This is a genomic window from Pseudonocardia abyssalis (genome assembly GCF_019263705.2).
Taxonomy (GTDB): domain Bacteria; phylum Actinomycetota; class Actinomycetes; order Mycobacteriales; family Pseudonocardiaceae; genus Pseudonocardia; species Pseudonocardia abyssalis.
Map to the genome: position 1 here is coordinate 4,938,527 of NZ_JADQDK010000001.1, position 14,672 is coordinate 4,953,198.

Annotated in this window: 16 protein-coding genes; 8 read left to right on the top strand and 8 right to left on the bottom strand. The window is 73.0% G+C overall.

The annotated features are described in order from the left end of the window. Window positions 1-11: 11 nt before the first annotated feature. The 7 genes from rnpA to I4I81_RS24205 all read left to right on the top strand — a co-directional run bounded on the left by rnpA (window position 12) and on the right by I4I81_RS24205 (window position 5,074). A complete protein-coding gene (gene rnpA, locus I4I81_RS24175; RefSeq protein ID WP_218601220.1) occupies window positions 12-377 on the top strand; it encodes a ribonuclease P protein component in 366 nt (121 codons plus the stop codon). After that, entirely contained in the window at window positions 374-634 is a 261-nt protein-coding gene (gene yidD / locus I4I81_RS24180; RefSeq protein ID WP_185720793.1) for a membrane protein insertion efficiency factor YidD, read from the top strand. The genes rnpA and yidD overlap by 4 nt, the downstream gene beginning before the upstream one ends. Then, window positions 628-1,821 carry a membrane protein insertase YidC gene (gene yidC / locus I4I81_RS24185; protein ID WP_218601219.1) on the top strand — a complete coding sequence of 398 codons (1,194 nt, stop codon included), beginning with the start codon at window positions 628-630 and terminating at the stop codon, window positions 1,819-1,821. Before yidD ends, yidC begins: the two co-directional genes overlap by 7 nt. Window positions 1,822-1,918: 97 nt before the next feature. Next, window positions 1,919-2,455 carry a Jag family protein gene (locus I4I81_RS24190; RefSeq protein ID WP_218601218.1) on the top strand — a complete coding sequence of 179 codons (537 nt, stop codon included), beginning with the start codon at window positions 1,919-1,921 and terminating at the stop codon, window positions 2,453-2,455. Beyond that, window positions 2,448-3,125 (top strand): 16S rRNA (guanine(527)-N(7))-methyltransferase RsmG, encoded by a 678-nt coding sequence (gene rsmG, locus I4I81_RS24195; protein WP_218601217.1) that lies wholly within the window; start codon window positions 2,448-2,450, stop codon window positions 3,123-3,125. Before I4I81_RS24190 ends, rsmG begins: the two co-directional genes overlap by 8 nt. 19 nt (window positions 3,126-3,144) lie before the next feature. Further along, a complete protein-coding gene (locus I4I81_RS24200) occupies window positions 3,145-4,068 on the top strand; it encodes a ParA family protein (protein WP_226363540.1) in 924 nt (307 codons plus the stop codon). Window positions 4,069-4,072: 4 nt separating this feature from the next. Further along, complete coding sequence (locus I4I81_RS24205) at window positions 4,073-5,074, top strand: ParB/RepB/Spo0J family partition protein (protein WP_226363541.1); 1,002 nt, start codon at window positions 4,073-4,075, stop codon at window positions 5,072-5,074. A gap of 666 nt (window positions 5,075-5,740) precedes the next feature. Here I4I81_RS24205 and I4I81_RS24210 read toward each other — a convergent pair. Together I4I81_RS24210 and I4I81_RS24215 are read right to left on the bottom strand one after the other, a co-directional pair. After that, window positions 5,741-6,691: a D-alanine--D-alanine ligase family protein gene (locus I4I81_RS24210; RefSeq protein WP_218601214.1), complete on the bottom strand. Its 951-nt coding sequence runs from the start codon at window positions 6,689-6,691 to the stop codon at window positions 5,741-5,743. A 64-nt stretch (window positions 6,692-6,755) separates the two neighbouring features. Then, window positions 6,756-8,081 (bottom strand): aminotransferase-like domain-containing protein, encoded by a 1,326-nt coding sequence (locus I4I81_RS24215; protein ID WP_226363542.1) that lies wholly within the window; start codon window positions 8,079-8,081, stop codon window positions 6,756-6,758. A 183-nt stretch (window positions 8,082-8,264) separates the two neighbouring features. Between I4I81_RS24215 and I4I81_RS24220 the strand changes: the two genes are divergently transcribed. Further along, window positions 8,265-8,909 carry a GNAT family N-acetyltransferase gene (locus tag I4I81_RS24220; protein ID WP_226363543.1) on the top strand — a complete coding sequence of 215 codons (645 nt, stop codon included), beginning with the start codon at window positions 8,265-8,267 and terminating at the stop codon, window positions 8,907-8,909. 90 nt (window positions 8,910-8,999) lie between these two features. Here I4I81_RS24220 and I4I81_RS24225 read toward each other — a convergent pair whose 3' ends face one another. From I4I81_RS24225 to I4I81_RS24250, 6 genes are all read right to left on the bottom strand, one after another. Further along, window positions 9,000-10,157 (bottom strand): N-acetylmuramoyl-L-alanine amidase, encoded by a 1,158-nt coding sequence (locus I4I81_RS24225; RefSeq protein WP_218601212.1) that lies wholly within the window; start codon window positions 10,155-10,157, stop codon window positions 9,000-9,002. Window positions 10,158-10,322: 165 nt separating this feature from the next. Further along, a complete protein-coding gene (trxA, locus tag I4I81_RS24230; protein ID WP_218601211.1) occupies window positions 10,323-10,652 on the bottom strand; it encodes a thioredoxin in 330 nt (109 codons plus the stop codon). A 36-nt stretch (window positions 10,653-10,688) separates the two neighbouring features. Further along, window positions 10,689-11,687 (bottom strand): thioredoxin-disulfide reductase, encoded by a 999-nt coding sequence (gene trxB, locus I4I81_RS24235; RefSeq protein WP_218601210.1) that lies wholly within the window; start codon window positions 11,685-11,687, stop codon window positions 10,689-10,691. An 81-nt stretch (window positions 11,688-11,768) separates the two neighbouring features. Next, on the bottom strand, window positions 11,769-12,422 hold the full coding sequence (locus tag I4I81_RS24240) for an RsmA family anti-sigma factor (RefSeq protein ID WP_218601209.1): 654 nt from the start codon (window positions 12,420-12,422) through the stop codon (window positions 11,769-11,771). Next, on the bottom strand, window positions 12,422-12,967 hold the full coding sequence (gene sigM, locus I4I81_RS24245) for an RNA polymerase sigma factor SigM (RefSeq protein ID WP_218601208.1): 546 nt from the start codon (window positions 12,965-12,967) through the stop codon (window positions 12,422-12,424). Before sigM ends, I4I81_RS24240 begins: the two co-directional genes overlap by 1 nt. A gap of 50 nt (window positions 12,968-13,017) precedes the next feature. Further along, window positions 13,018-14,643 (bottom strand): protein kinase family protein, encoded by a 1,626-nt coding sequence (locus tag I4I81_RS24250; RefSeq protein WP_226363544.1) that lies wholly within the window; start codon window positions 14,641-14,643, stop codon window positions 13,018-13,020. Between the last annotated feature and the right edge of the window lie 29 nt (window positions 14,644-14,672).

Genomic DNA, 14,672 nt, shown 5'->3' on the forward strand with positions numbered 1-14,672 from the left:
CGGCCCCGCCGGTGCTGCCGGCCGCTTCCCGACTGACCAGGGGCGACGAGTTCGCCTCGGTCATCCGTCGGGGTCGGCGCAGCGGCAGGCCCCGGATGGTCGTTCATCTGCAGATCATGGGAGACACCGACGCCGCGCCGCGCGCCGGTCTCGTCGTGAGCCGTGCCGTGGGAGGTGCCGTCGTGCGCCACCGCGTGTCCCGGCGTCTGCGCCATCTCCTCGCACCCCGGCTGGCCTCGCTGCCCGCCGGGGCCTGTGTCGTGGTGCGGGCCCTGCCCCCGGCGGGCACGGCGACGTCGGCCGAGCTCGGCGTCGACCTCGACGCGGGCCTGCGCGGCGCGCTCCGCAAGCTCCCCTCCCCCGGGGCACGACGGTGACCGCCTCGCGCGCGGCCCGCCCCCTGATCGCCCTGCTCCGCGGCTACCAGACCTACGTCTCCCCCGCGTTCCCTCCCGTGTGCCGGTTCCACCCCACCTGCAGCAGCTATGCCGTCGAGGCGCTGCAGGTGCACGGGGCCCTGCGCGGTTCCTGGCTCACGCTCCGGCGCCTGCTCAAGTGCGCGCCGTGGCACCCTGGCGGTATCGACCTGGTTCCGGCCCGACCGAACCACCACGAGGAGCAAGCGCCGTGCTGAACTTCATCTACTACCCGGTCTCCTTCATCCTGTGGGCCTGGCACAAGGTGTTCGGTGCCGTCCTCGGTGCCGACAACGGGATCGCCTGGGCACTGTCGGTCGTCTTCCTCGTCTTCACCCTGCGCGCGATCCTCTACAAGCCGTTCGTCAGCCAGGTGCGCTCGATGCGCAAGATGCAGGAGTTCCAGCCGGAGATAGCGAAGCTCCGCAAGAAGTACGGCAACGACCGGCAGAAGCAGGCCGAGGAGATGCAGAAGCTCCAGAAGGAGCACGGCGTCAACCCGGTCGCCGGCTGCCTCCCGGTGCTCGTGCAGGTGCCGGTGTTCATCGGCCTGTTCCAGGTGCTGCGCAACTTCACCCCGCTCAACGGCGACGGGTCGCCGCGCACCGAGAACTACTTCTTCGGGCAGGAGGAGGTCAGCTCGTTCATCCGGGCCGACTTCCTCGGCGCCAAGCTCGGTGCGATCGTGGTGAACGGTCCCGAGGCGATGCTGGCCGAGGGCACGTCGATGACGTCGATGCTCATCGTGATGATCCCTCTGATGATCGTGGCCGGCGTGTTCACCCACATCACGGCGCGGCACTCGGTGGCGCGCCAGACCGCGGCGCAGGGCGACAACCCGCAGACCGCGATCATGAACAAGCTGATGCTCTACGTCTTCCCCATCGGCGTCGTCGTCGGAGCGCCGTTCCTGCCGCTCGCGGTCCTGCTCTACTGGGTGTCGAACAACCTGTGGACGCTGGGCCAGCAGTACGTCGTCTACAAGCGGATCGACGTCGAGGAGACGGCGAAGCGCGAGAAGGCCGTCGTCGACCGGCAGACCCGCGCCCCCAAGCCCGGTCAGAAGCCGGTGCGTCCGGAGACCGCCGCGGTCGAGGCGCCCGAGAAGATCCCCGGGGCCAAGCCTGTCCTGCGCAAGACGCCGGCCGCCTCGAAGACGACGTCGGGCAACGGCACCTCCGCGACGTCGACCAACGGCAGCGCCTCGAACGGCAGCGCCAACGGGAGTGCCAACGGGAGTGCCTCCAACGGCACCCCCGCGGCCGACAGCGCGACCAGCGGAGCCGCCAACGGCAGCGCCCCGACCGGTGGCGCCGGTGGCGGAGCCACCTCGGCAGGCGCCGCCGCACGTCGGGCCGGCGGGGGTTCGCGCCCGCCGGCGCGCCGCAAGGGCAAGCGCCGCTGACCCACGAACCACCTGCGGCCGCCCGCGTCGGCGGTCGCTGCGGTGACGTCCGGGACCGTCCGGACGCCACCGGCCCATCTCGGAGAGGAGACGCATCGTGCCCCAGACTGCGCAGGACGGTACGGCTGAGGACACTGCCGCGACCCCGCCGAAGGCGGCCACCACGGCGGAGGAGCAGCTCGTCCGCGAGGGCGACATCGCCGGTGACTACCTGGAGCGGCTGCTCGACGTCCTCGACTTCGACGGGGACATCGACCTCGACGTCGAGGCCGGCCGGGCGATCGTCAGCATCGACGGCGGCGAGGACCTCAACAAGCTCGTCGGCGACCGCGGTGCGGTCCTCGAGGCGCTCCAGGAGCTCACGCGCCTGGCGGTGCAGCAGGAGTCGGGCAACCGCAGCCGGCTGATGCTCGACATCGCCGGGTGGCGTCAGGGTCGCCGCGACGAGCTCACCGAGATGGGCACCCGCACCGCGAAGGACGTCCTCGAGTCGGGTGAGTCGGCCCGGATGCGGCCGATGACGCCGTTCGAGCGCAAGGTCGTCCATGACGCGGTCGCGCGGGTGAAGGGCGTGTCCAGCGAGAGCGAGGGCGAGGAGCCGCGTCGGCAGGTCGTCGTCTTCCGCAATGGGTGACGTCGACCTGGTGGTCGACCGGGCGGTCGCCGAGCGTGTGTTCGGTGACCGCCTCCCGCTGGCTCGGCGCTACGCGGAGCACCTCGTCACCTCCGGCGTGGAACGCGGGCTGATCGGCCCGCGCGAGGCACCCCGGATCTGGGACCGGCACGTCCTCAACTGCGCGGTCGTCGCCGAACTCCTGCCGGACGGCGCCCGTCTGGTGGACGTGGGTTCGGGGGCGGGCCTTCCCGGGATACCGTTGGCCCTGGCCCGCCCCGATCTGCAGGTCGCTCTCGTCGAACCGCTCGCCCGTCGGGTGGACTGGCTCGACGAGGTGATCGCCGATCTCGGGCTCGACGTCCGGGTCGACCGGGGCCGGGTCGAGGAGACCGCCGTGCGGCGGCGATGGGAGGGAGCGGACGTGGTCACCGCCCGTGCCGTGGCGCCGCTCGCCCGCCTCGCGGGGTGGGCGCTCCCGCTGCTGCGTACCGGCGGACGCCTGCTGGCGGTCAAGGGCGCCTCGGCGCCCGAGGAGATCGCGCGCGACGCCGCCGCGGTCCGCAAGCTCGGCGGCGGTGATCCGGAGATCGTGCTCTGCGGCCACGGTGTCGTCGACCCCGCCACCACGGTCGTCGTGGTGGAACGGCAGCGTGGCACCGGCCGTCCGGTCCGGCGCGACAAGAAGTGACAGACGGCGAGGAGGGTTCGTGGGTGTGACGGAGCAGCATGTTTCACGTGAAACACCGGAGTGGACGCCGATCGCCGAGGAGGCGGAGCGTGCGGCCCGGGTGCTGCACCCGGACCGGCACGGCATGCCGCGCCCGGTGCACCGCCGCCTGCTGACGGTCGCCAACCAGAAGGGCGGCGTCGGTAAGACCACGAGCACGGTGAACCTCGCCGCGGCGCTCGCCATGCACGGCGTCCGCGTCCTCGTCATCGACCTCGACCCCCAGGGCAACGCCTCCACCGCGCTCGGCGTCGAGCACCGCCTCGGCACGCCGTCGGTGTACGAGGTGCTGCTCGGGGAGATCCGGCTCGCCGAGGCCGCGGTCGAGAGCACCGCATCGCCCAACCTGCTCTGCGTCCCCGCCACGATCGACCTGGCCGGCGCGGAGATCGAGCTCGTCAGCATGGTGGCGCGGGAGCAGCGGCTGAAGCAGGCGCTGACCCCTGACGCCCTCGACGAGCTCGACGTCGACTACGTCCTGATCGACTGCCCGCCCTCGCTCGGCCTGCTCACGGTCAACGCACTCGTCGCCGCCGACGAGGTGCTCATCCCGATCCAGTGCGAGTACTACGCGCTGGAGGGGCTGGGGCAGCTCCTGAGCAACATCGATCTCGTCCGCGCGCACCTCAACACCGACCTGCACGTGTCGACGATCCTGCTGACGATGTACGACGGGCGCACGAAGCTGGCCGATCAGGTCACCACCGAGGTCCGGACCCACTTCGGCCCGACCGTCCTGCGCACCGTCATCCCGCGCAGCGTCAAGGTCTCGGAGGCGCCGGGATACAGCCAGACGGTGTTGGCCTACGACCCCGGTTCGCGCGGGGCGATGAGCTATGTCGATGCGGCCCGGGAGATCGCCGAACGCGGCGCCTCCGGTCGCATCCGGACCGACGGGCGGTAGCACGGTGGCCGAACGCAAGACCCCGGAGCGCAAGGGCGGCCTCGGCCGGGGGTTGGCCGCACTGATCCCGACCGGGCCGCCGCCCGGTCCGGTCCTCGTGGCGCCCACCCTCGACGAGGCGCCGGTGTTGACGCCGCTCGACCGCAGCGCCCCGGCGCCGCGCACCGCCCCCGAGGCGGACGGTGGTCCGACGGTCGTCGAGGGGGCGGAGTACCGGGAGATCGCCGTCGCGGCGATCCACCCCAACCCGCAGCAGCCCCGCTCGCAGTTCGACGAGGAGGCCCTGGCCGAGCTGGAGCACTCCATCCGCGAGTTCGGGCTCCTGCAGCCCGTCGTCGTGCGCGAGGTCTCCCCCGGCTCGTACCAGCTCGTCATGGGCGAGCGCCGGTGGCGCGCCACCCAGCGCGCCGGGCTGGAGCGGATCCCGGCGATCGTCCGGAGCACCGGCGACGACGTCATGCTCCGCGACGCCCTGCTGGAGAACATCCACCGCGTCCAGCTCAACCCGCTGGAGGAGGCGGCCGCGTACGAGCAGCTGCTCGCCGAGTTCGGTGTCACCCACACCGAGCTCGCCGACCGCCTCGGCCGCAGCCGCCCCGTCGTCACCAACACGATCCGGCTGCTGAAGCTGCCGGTTTCGGTGCAGCGCCGCGTCGCGGCCGGCGTGCTCTCCGCGGGCCATGCCCGCGCGCTCCTCGGTCTCGAGGACGCCGGCGCACAGGAGGAGCTGGCCACCCGGATCGTCGCCGAGGGGATGTCGGTGCGCGCCACCGAGGAGGCGGTCGTCCTCGCCCGCCGCGACACCCCGACGGCGAAGCCGGTCCGCCGTCGCCCCATGCAGGCGCCCGGTCTGCAGGAGCTCGCGGAGAAGCTGTCCGACGCGTTCGACACGCGTGTGAAGGTCGAGCTGGGTCAGCGCAAGGGACGGATCGTCGTCGAGTTCGGGTCGGTCGACGACCTCGAGCGCATCGCCGGCCTGATGAACCGATCGGTGCCCCAGGACTGACGTTCGCGTTGTTTCACGTGAAACAACGATCGGCCGTAGGGCGATCGTCGATCGGCAGTGGCATACCGCGGTTGCGCGGGGTGGGCCCGCCGGGGTGCGGGCTCCCCCGCTGAGGCCGTCGCGCAGGGAGCCCGCCGTGGTCCCGCGCGACCGGGTCCTGTGCGCCGCGGCGGCACTCCGTGGCTCGGCCGGTGTCGCCCGTCGGCTCGCGGCCCGCTCGATTCCCGGCGGTCGTGTCGTACGAAGGGTGGTCGCCGATCGCAGCGGTCCACCCGTGCGTGCGGCCGCGGTGCCTCGCAGAGCCGGGGCGCCTGCTCGTGACGGTGACACCGCTGGTCCCGCCGCCGGTGTCCCGCGCGGCCCGCGAGGCGGACACGGCAGGCAGTGATCGCCCCTGATCTCGTGCCGGTCGGGGCCATCGGCCGGTGGCCGCCGCCCGGGGCGGTCGACCGCCGGGCGTCGTCGTCGAGCGGCACCGACGTTCCCGAGTGACGCCGGGGAGTGCAGGCGACGAACCGCGACCGCCCGTGCCGCCCCGGTTGCGCTCCCCGGACGTCGCGCCGGTTGTGCGGCTCTCCTGGCGCCGGCGTCGGGGCGTGGCCGCGTAACGCTTCCAGTCCCTGTTCCACGTGGAACAACATCGCTGTGTTTCACGTGGAACACCGGTCAGTCGCCGCGCTCCACCGCGCGTTCGACCAGTGCGGCGTAGAGGTCGCCGAGCTCGATCCCGGCCGTGGCGGCGGCGGTCGGGAGCAGTGAGGTGTCGGTGAGCCCGGGCGACACGTTCACCTCCAGGATCTGCACGCGACCCTCCGCGTCGACAACGGCGTCGAGCCGGGACACGTCACGCAGCCCGAGCAGTCGGTGCGCCGCGAGTGCGGCGTCCTCCAGAGCGGCGATCGTGGTGGCGTCGAGCCGGGCCGGGCAGTGGAAGGTGGTGGCCCCCGGCGTGTAGCGGGCGGTGTAGTCGTAGACCCCGCCTGCGGTGTCGACCTCCACCGGCGGCAGAGCGCGCGGCTCGGCTCCGTCGTGCACCACCGAGACCGCCACCTCCGTGCCTGCGACGAACCGCTCCGCGAGCACCGTGTCGGCGTAGGCGAGGCAGCTGACCATCGCGGCCGGAAGCTCCGACGCCTGGTGGACGACCTGCGCGCCGAGTGCCGACCCGCCCTGGTCCGGCTTCACCATCAGCGGCAGGCCGAGGCGCTCGACCATCGCGTCCAGGACCGCCTGCGCGCCGAGCTCGCGGAACGTGCTGTGCGGCAGCGCCACCCAGTCGGGTGTCGTCAGCCCCGCTCGTCGGAACTCCGCCTTCGCCGTCGGCTTGTCCCACGCGCGGCGGCACGCGGAGGCCGGGGTGCCGACGAACGGCACGTCGAGCAGGTCCAGCACCGCCTGTACGGACCCGTTCTCCCCCTCGCCCCCGTGCAGCGCGATCGCGACCGCGTCGGGGCGTTCCGAGCGGATCCGCCCCAGCAGCGTCGCGTCGGCGTCCCACTCGACGACCGAGAGCCCGGCGTTGCGCAGCGATGTGGCCAGCCGTCGCCCGGATCGCAGGGACACCTCGCGTTCGTGGGACAACCCACCGGCCAGCACGGCCACCGTTCTCAACGTCACCGCCGCATTCTGCGCCATCCCTCCGGACGGCGGGCGGTGGCGGTCCTCGTGCAGGGCCCGCGTGCTACGGCGTGTGCGGCGAGGGTGCCTGCGGGCCGTCGCGCGGCTCCGGCGGCGTGGCGGGCAGCCGGGCGGGCGTGCCGAACGTGCGCATGACGTCGAGCTCGGCCTCCAGCACCGCGGCCAGCCGCCGGACGCCCTCGGTGATCCGCTCGGGCGTCGGGTAGCAGTAGGACAGCCGCAGCTGCCGGCTGCCGAACCCGTCGGCGTAGAAGCCGGTGCCCGACGCGTACGCCACCCGCGCGGTGACCGCGCGCGGCAGCATCGCCTTCGTGTCGACGCCCTCGGGCACGGTGAGCCACACGTAGAAGCCGCCGTCGGGGACGTTCCAGGTGCAGCCCTCGGGGAGGTAGGTCTCCAGCGCGCGGAGCATCGCGTCGCGACGGTCGCGGTAGGCCTCGGTGTAGGTCTTCACCTGGCTGCGCCAGTCGTGCGCGGCGAGGTAGCGCGACACCAGCATCTGGTTGAACGACGGCGGGCACAGCGTGGCCGACTCGGCGGCCAGCACGAGACGCTCGCGCACCGCGGGAGGCACGAGCGCCCAGCCGACGCGCAGCCCGGACGCGAAGGTCTTGGAGAACGACCCGAGGTACACGACGTCACGGTCCATCGACCGCAGCGCCGGGTAGATCGTGCCGCTGAAGCCCAGCAGCCCGTACGGGTTGTCCTCGACGACCGCGACGCCGTACTCCGCGCAGATCGCGAGGACCTCCGCGCGCCGCGGCACCGCGAGCGTGACGCCGGCGGGGTTGTGGAAGTTCGGGATCGTGTAGAGGAACTTGGGCGTGATCCCCTGTTGCGCCAGTGACTGCAGCGCCGAGCGCAGCAGCGACGGCACGAGCCCGTGCTCGTCCATCTGCACGTGGACGACGCGCGCCTGGTACGCCGCGAAGCTCCCGAGAGCGCCGACGTAGGACGGCCCCTCGGCGAGCACGACGTCGCCCGGGTCGCAGTAGATGCGGGTGACGAGGTCGAGCGCCATCTGCGAGCCGACGGTGACCACGACGTCGTCGGGATCGGCGCGGATACCCTCCAGCGCCATCACCTCGCAGATCTGCTCGCGCAGCTCGGGCCGGCCCTGAGCGGAGCCGTACTGCAGGGCGACCTGACCCTCGCGCGCGACGAGATCGGCCACCTCGACGGCGAGCGCGTCGAGCGGGAGCGCCGCGATGTTGGGCATCCCCCCGGCCAGCGAGACGACCTCGGGACGGCTCGCGACGGCGAACAGGGCCCGGATCTCCGACGCCGTCATCCCCGCGGTACGTGCTGCGAACCGCTCCGCCGGGGCCGTCGCGGACGGTCGGTGGGGCTGGGGCAGCGCGTCGGACACGGTTCCTCCCGGGGTAGAGATCCGATCGAGTGTAACCAGGTGGAGTGGTCGACGGCCCTTCGTCGTGGGTGAGGCACCGGTCGCAGCACAATGCCTACCTTCCTGAGCTGGATCGATCTATCGTCGGGACGTCGGCGCGTCGGGCGGCGACGCTGTTCCTGGAGCTCGCCGCCGGAGGTAATTGTGTCCTGGCACGTTGCTCCGATCACTCTGGACAATCTGGACGATCTGCCCAAGCGGTGTCGTCGCTGTGTGTTCTGGGAGCTGTCGGAGACGCTCGGCAAACAGGCCGTGGAGTTCGGCTCGGTGGAGCTGGAGAAGGAGGCCTGGGTCTCCGAGGTCCTACTGGAGTGGGGGTCGTGCGGGCGGATCGTCCACGTCGACGGCGCCCCGGCGGGCTACGTCATCTACGCGCCGCCCTCGGCTTCTCCCCGCGCCGCCGAGCTGCCGACGGGACCGGTCAGCGCCGACGCCGTTCTCCTCACCACGATGCAGGTGATGCCGGAGTTCGCGGGCGAGGGTCTGGGCCGGATGCTCGCGCAGGCGGTCGTGCGGGACCTCACGCGCCGCGGCGTCAAGGCGATCGAGGTCTTCGGCGAGGCGCGCCCCGGCACCGAGCCCGGCTGCATGATCCCGGCCGACTTCCTGCGCAGCGTCGGCTTCAAGACCGTGCGCCCGCACCCGCGCTGGCCGCGGCTGCGGATGGAGCTGCGGTCGGCGATGACGTGGAAGGAAGACGTCGAGGCGGCGCTCGAGCAACTGCTGGGTTCGATCACGATCCCGATGCAGGCCCCGGCGCCCGTCGAGCGGGTACCGGCCCGGTCCTGATCACCCGTCAGCGGCGATCTCAGGGCGTCCTGAGATCAACGCTGACGGCCTGTCCCGGGTCACCGCAGGTGAGGGGCCCGGGGCGGGCCTTCAGATCGCCTGCGCCCCGCCCCGCTCCAGTTCGTGCGCGAGCACGTCGGAGAAGGTGAAGGTTCCGGTCGGCTGATCGTTCTGGCCGAGCAGGTAGAGCCGTTTCACGCCGACGAGGATGCCCTCGGCCACGACGTCGCGGAATCCGGGGTCGAGCAGGTTACGCCGGTCGCCGAGGTGGGTCAGGTAGCCGACCTCGATGCGCACCGTCGGCATGCGCGTCAGGCGAAGCAGCTCCCAGGTGCGGCCCTGGGTGCCGCAGTCGGTCATCGCGGTGCGGGTGAGCAGCTCGCGCTGGATCAGCCCGGCCAGCGCCTCACCCACCGTGGAGGTGGAGCCGGAGCCGTTGCCGAAGTGGAACGTGGCCAGCCCGTTGGCGTGCATGCTCTGGTTGGCGTCGGTGTGCAGCGACAGCACGAGGTCGGCGCCCGCGGTGTTGGCGAACTCCGCGCGCTCGAGGTCGCTGGGGCAGGTGTCCTCGCGGCGCGAGAGCATCGCCTCCATGCCGGTGGCGGTCATCCGCCCGACGAGCCTGCGGCCGAGGTCCCACATCAGGTCGGCCTCGGTGGCCCCGGAGACGCTGACACCGCGGTCGAGCCCGCCGTGCCCCGGGTCGACGACGATGCGCTTGCCGCGCATCCGCGGGCCGGCCTCGCGCAGCAGCTCCTGCTCGCGCAGCAGGTGCGGGCGCCCACCGGTGACCTTGCGACCCAGCTGCTTGAGCGAGCGCAGCGTGGCGGGCCCGCAGGCGCCGTCGGGGACGAGGCCGTACTCGCGCTGGAACGCGCGCAGCGCCTTCTCCGTGCGCTCGTCGAACACCCCGCCCGGTCGGCCCGGGTCGAACCCGAGCTCGAGGAGGCGCTCCTGGAGCGTGGTCACGTCGTCGCCGCTCATCGGCGCGGAGATCATCAGGGCGAGCATCCGGTCGCCCAGGCTCCAGCCCGCCTCGCGCAGCGCGCGGTAGGTGGCCGGCCCGACGATCCCGTCGGTGATCAGGCCCCGGCGCTGCTGGAACGCCCGGACGGACTGTTCGACGTGGACGTCGAAGACCTCGTCCGGGAATCCGGGCTGTGGCCCGGGCAGCATGCCGAACTGCCGCAGCGTCGCCCGGACCTCGACCACGGCCCGACCGCTGTCACCTCGGCGCAACAGCTGCATGCACCCCTCACTCGGTGTCGCTCACACCACCCGGCATCGGGCGGCCCGGGGACTCATTGTGCCCTGCCGCTACCCGGAAGGAGGACAGCGGGCGGTTCCCCGGCGTGTTCGAGTCGTGATAAAAGCGTGCCCCGCTCCATACGGAACGGGGCACGCGAGCCGGTATCAGCCCAGGTAGTCGGCGAGGTCCTGGAGCAGAGCGGCCTTCGGCTTGGCGCCGACGATCTGCTTGACCGGCTTGCCGTCCTGGAACACGATCATCGTCGGGATCGACATGACCTGGAAGGTCCGGGCGGTCTCCGGGTTGGCGTCGATGTCGAGCTTCGCGACGGTGAGCTTCTCCTTGTTCTCCCCGGCGATCTCGTCCAGCACCGGCGCGACCATCTTGCACGGGCCGCACCAGGTGGCCCAGAAGTCGACCACGACGACCTTGTCGCTCTTGAGGACGTCGGCGTCGAAGGTGGCGTCGGTGACGTCGACGGTGTTGTTGCCCATGGGTGGATTGCTCCCTCTCGTTAGGTCGGAGAAGTCTCAGCCGGTGACGGCAGCGACCTGCTCGGACGCCTGGCCGTAGCCACCGCCCGCCATCTCTGTGCTGACCGCGCCGTCGGCGAGCCAGCGCTCGGCGTCGATCGCCGCGGAACAGCCGGAGCCGGCCGCGGTGATCGCCTGCCGGTAGGTGTGGTCGACGAGGTCGCCGCAGGCGAAGACCCCGGGAATCGCGGTGTACGTGCTGGGCGACTGCACCTTCACGTAGCCGGCGTCGTCGAGCTCCAGCTGGCCCTTCACGAGTTCGCTGCGGGGGTCGTGGCCGATCGCGACGAACATCGCGGTGGCCTCGATCGTCCGCTCCTCGCCGGTGACGGTGTCGCGCAGCTTCACGCCCGACACGCTCCCCTCCCCCTCGACGCCGACGACCTCGGCGTTGAGCGCCCAGCGCATCTTCGGGTCGTTCCTCGCCCGCTCCACCATGATCTTGGAAGCGCGGAAGTCCTCGCGGCGGTGCACGATCGTGACCGACTTCGCGAAGCGGGTGAGGAAGGTGGCCTCCTCCATCGCGGAGTCGCCACCGCCGACCACGGTGATGTCGTGATCGCGGAAGAAGAACCCGTCGCAGGTGGCGCACGAGGACACGCCGCGGCCGAGGAGCTCCTGCTCGCCGGGCACGTTCAGGTACCGCGCGGCGGCACCCATCGCGAGGATGACGGCGCGGGCCCGGTAGGTGACGCCGTTGGCCTCGACGATCTTGACGTCGCCGTCGAGCGTGACCTTCTCGACGTCCTCGGAGCGCAGGTCGGCCCCGAAGCGGGTGGCCTGGCCGCGCATCTGCTCCATGAGCTCGGGGCCCATGATGCCGTCGGTGAAGCCGGGGTAGTTCTCCACCTCGGTGGTGGTCATCAGGGCCCCGCCGAACTGGGAGCCCTCGAAGACCAGCGGCGCCAGCTGCGCGCGCGCCGCGTACACCGCGGCCGTGTAGCCGGCCGGTCCGGAGCCGATGATGATCAGCTCGTGCACCTCGTCGGTGGTCACTGCAACCCCGTCCTCTCGACTGTGCGGCGGTACATCGCCTGCAACACGATCCCAGGGGCGGACATTCCGCGCCGGACCGGGCTACGGACCGCCCACCACGGTGTCGTCGAGCACCGCGCAGGAGGGGCTGACGACGAGCACCCGGATCCGGCCCAGCTCGCCGGTGGACAGCACCAGCAGCACCCCGGGCGTGCCCTCCAGGCGCACCTGCCGCCCGCCGAGCACCGCGGCGCCGGGGAGCCCCGCGTCACGCAGGCACGCGTCGCGTCGCGCCGGGTCGGTGAGGTCGCCCAGATCGGTGAGCCCGACGGTCGAGCGGGCGACGGCGGCGAGCTCCACCCGGCTGACGTCGAGCGCCGCGTCCGGACCGCTCGCCGGCACGCCGCAGAGCAGTGCGACGACGGCCGCGGCGGCCGCGGCGAGGACCCACCGCGCCCGGTGACCGGACCCGGGTCGGGTCCGGGGGTGCCGCGGCCGGGACCGGCCGGGACCGGGGATGCCGCGGTGGGAGTCGGAGGGGCCCCCCGGTGCGGTCCAGCGCCGCAGACCCGACGGGACCGGCGGGGTGGGCACGGCGGCGAGATCGGCCCGGGTGGCGGCCAGCGCGTCGAGCACGGCGGCGCAGCGGGGGTCGGCGACCGCGGCCCGTCGTACCTCGTCGGCGCGGGCAGGGGCGAGCAGGCCCGCGTCGAGATCGGCCAGCAGCTCGACGTCCGGGGCGTCCGGATCGGTCATCACGCCTCCTCCCGCAGATGTCCGAGCAGCCGCGCCAACCGGGTGCGACCACGGGCGCAGCGACTCTTCACGGTGCCGACCGGCACGTCGAGGATCTGCGCCACCTCCGCCACGGAGAAACCCTGCACGTCGACGAGCACGACCGCCAGCCGCTGCTCGGTCGGCAGCTCGGCCAACGCGTCGGCGACGGCCATCCGGGTGGCCAGCTCGCTCGCCGGGTCGGGGCGCCGCGACGGGACGTCGTGCGAGGGCCACGGCACCGTGCGCCGGGCCGCCTCCCGCCGGATCCGGTCGATGCACGCGTTGACCAGGATCCGGTGCAACCAGGTGCGGACCGACGCGTCGCCGCGGAACCGGTGGGCGTTGCGGTGCGCGGCCAGCAGTGCCTCCTGCACGGCGTCCTCGGCGGCGTCGCGGTCGGCGAGCGTCTGCACCGCCACCCCCCACATCCGGTCGGTGTGCCGGGCCACCAGCTCGGCGAAGGCACCCGGATCGCCGTCGCGGTGCGCGACGAGCAGTTGCGTGTCGCTCCGGGCGGTGGTCACGCGCGGAGGGTAGGTCGGCTGCCGCGGGCTCCGTGGGCGAACGGGGGAACTCAGCCCGCCCGGCGGAACTCCACCTCGCCGACCTCGGAGGAGAACCCGTCACCAGACGGCGCGAGCTCGGTGATCCACAGCAGGATGTGCTCGACGGGCTGGCTCCCGTCGAGCATGACGACGGTGGTGCCGCTGTCGAGGGTGGCCTCGGTGACGAGCTCGGTGTCGTCGAGGGCGGCGTCGGCGGTGGGGGCGGATCGCACCTCGACGCGTGTGCCGGCACTGGGCGAGGTGATGGACAGCTCGGCGAGCTGCACCGCCGAGGCGAAGGACGCCATGATCCCGATCCCGGGCTTGAGCGCGGGGAACTGCTGGCGGTAGGTGACCGTGCCCCAGGTGCTGGACGGGTCTCCGTCGATGACGCGGGTGATCCGGTTGACGTTGTCGCGGTCGCCCGACTCGACGAGGACCGCCACCTCGGCCACCCGGACGGGTCCGGCCGCGGGGGCGGCGCCCTCGGCGGGCGCGGGATCGGTGCCCCCCGCGTTCGGTCCGACGACGATCGTGGGCGTGGAGGGGTCCGAGAACATCGAGGTGACCTGCACCCCGACGTACCCGAGCACCAGCAGGACGGCCACCGCGAGCGTGGCCAGGCCGACGAGCAGCCGCCTGCGGCGTACGGGATCGGGCGGGTCGGCGGGGCGGCCGCGGTCCTGCCAGACGTCGTCGGGATCGGACGGGCCGCCGTCGTGTGCGGGCGGGAACAACGCGTTGCGCTCGTCCTCGCTGACGACGTCGCCGAGGATCCGGTGCACGGCCGCCGCGGTGTGCACGTGCCCGGGGGCGTTCTCCGGGCCCAACGCTCCCCTGGCGACGGTGTCGAGCTCCAGCGGCACACCGGGGCGCACCGCGGACGGGGGCTCCAGCGCTCCTCCCGCAGTGCGGACGGCGGCCGGCAGCCCGGCGCGGGCGGCGTCGGCGCCGGACAGGGGCCAGCGCGACGTCAGCAGGGTGAACAGGACGGCGCCGAGCCCGCGCACGTCGTCGGAGGGGCGCAGGCCGGGCCGCGGGAGGGCGAAGCACATGCGGGCGCGGCCGTCGGGCGTGACGCGGACGCGCTGCGGGTGGTCGCACCCCAGCACGAAGCCGTGCCGGTGGGCCTCCTCGGCCGCTGCGGCCAGCGGCACGACGGCGCGTGCGGCGGCAAGCGGCCGGAGCATGCCCTCCGCGACGGCCTCGGCGAGGCTGCGCCCGTTGACCCACTCCGTGACGGCCGCCCCGAGCACGTCACCGGGCAGGCCGGGGGCGTCGGGGGCGAGGACGTCGAGCAGGCGGGCGCAACCGGGGTGCTCGAAGGACCCCGACCGCAGCGCACGCACGATCATCTCGCCGGCGCGGGTGGCCCCCGTGGGGTCCTCGTCGCCGCCGATCGCCCCGTGCTCGGGTGCGAGCGTGCGCAGCAGCGTGACGGCGACGTCGCGGCGCAGCACGGTGTCCTCGGCCTGCCAGAACTCGGCCCCGGCGAGGAGATCGGACCCGACGCGGGTGCGGAGGCGATAGCGGCCGGCGAGCATCGCCCCGGGCCCGGCGGACGGGGGTGAGTCGCGCTCGGCCGGACCGGCCTGCACGGGGATCAGTCCCGGGGGTTCACTGGGCGGCGACGGGCGGCTCGCGAGCTCGCTCACCACACACCTCCCCCGGACCATGATCGGCC

What these genes read in the sequence shown, in the direction of transcription:
- rsmG (WP_218601217.1), top strand. Translation starts at nt 2,448, where the DNA reads ATGGGTGACGTCGACCTGGTGGTCGACCGGGCGGTCGCCGAGCGTGTG.
- I4I81_RS24225 (WP_218601212.1), bottom strand. Translation starts at nt 10,157, where the DNA reads ATGCAGCTGTTGCGCCGAGGTGACAGCGGTCGGGCCGTGGTCGAGGTC.
- trxA (WP_218601211.1), bottom strand. Translation starts at nt 10,652, where the DNA reads ATGGGCAACAACACCGTCGACGTCACCGACGCCACCTTCGACGCCGAC.
- I4I81_RS24240 (WP_218601209.1), bottom strand. Translation starts at nt 12,422, where the DNA reads ATGACCGATCCGGACGCCCCGGACGTCGAGCTGCTGGCCGATCTCGAC.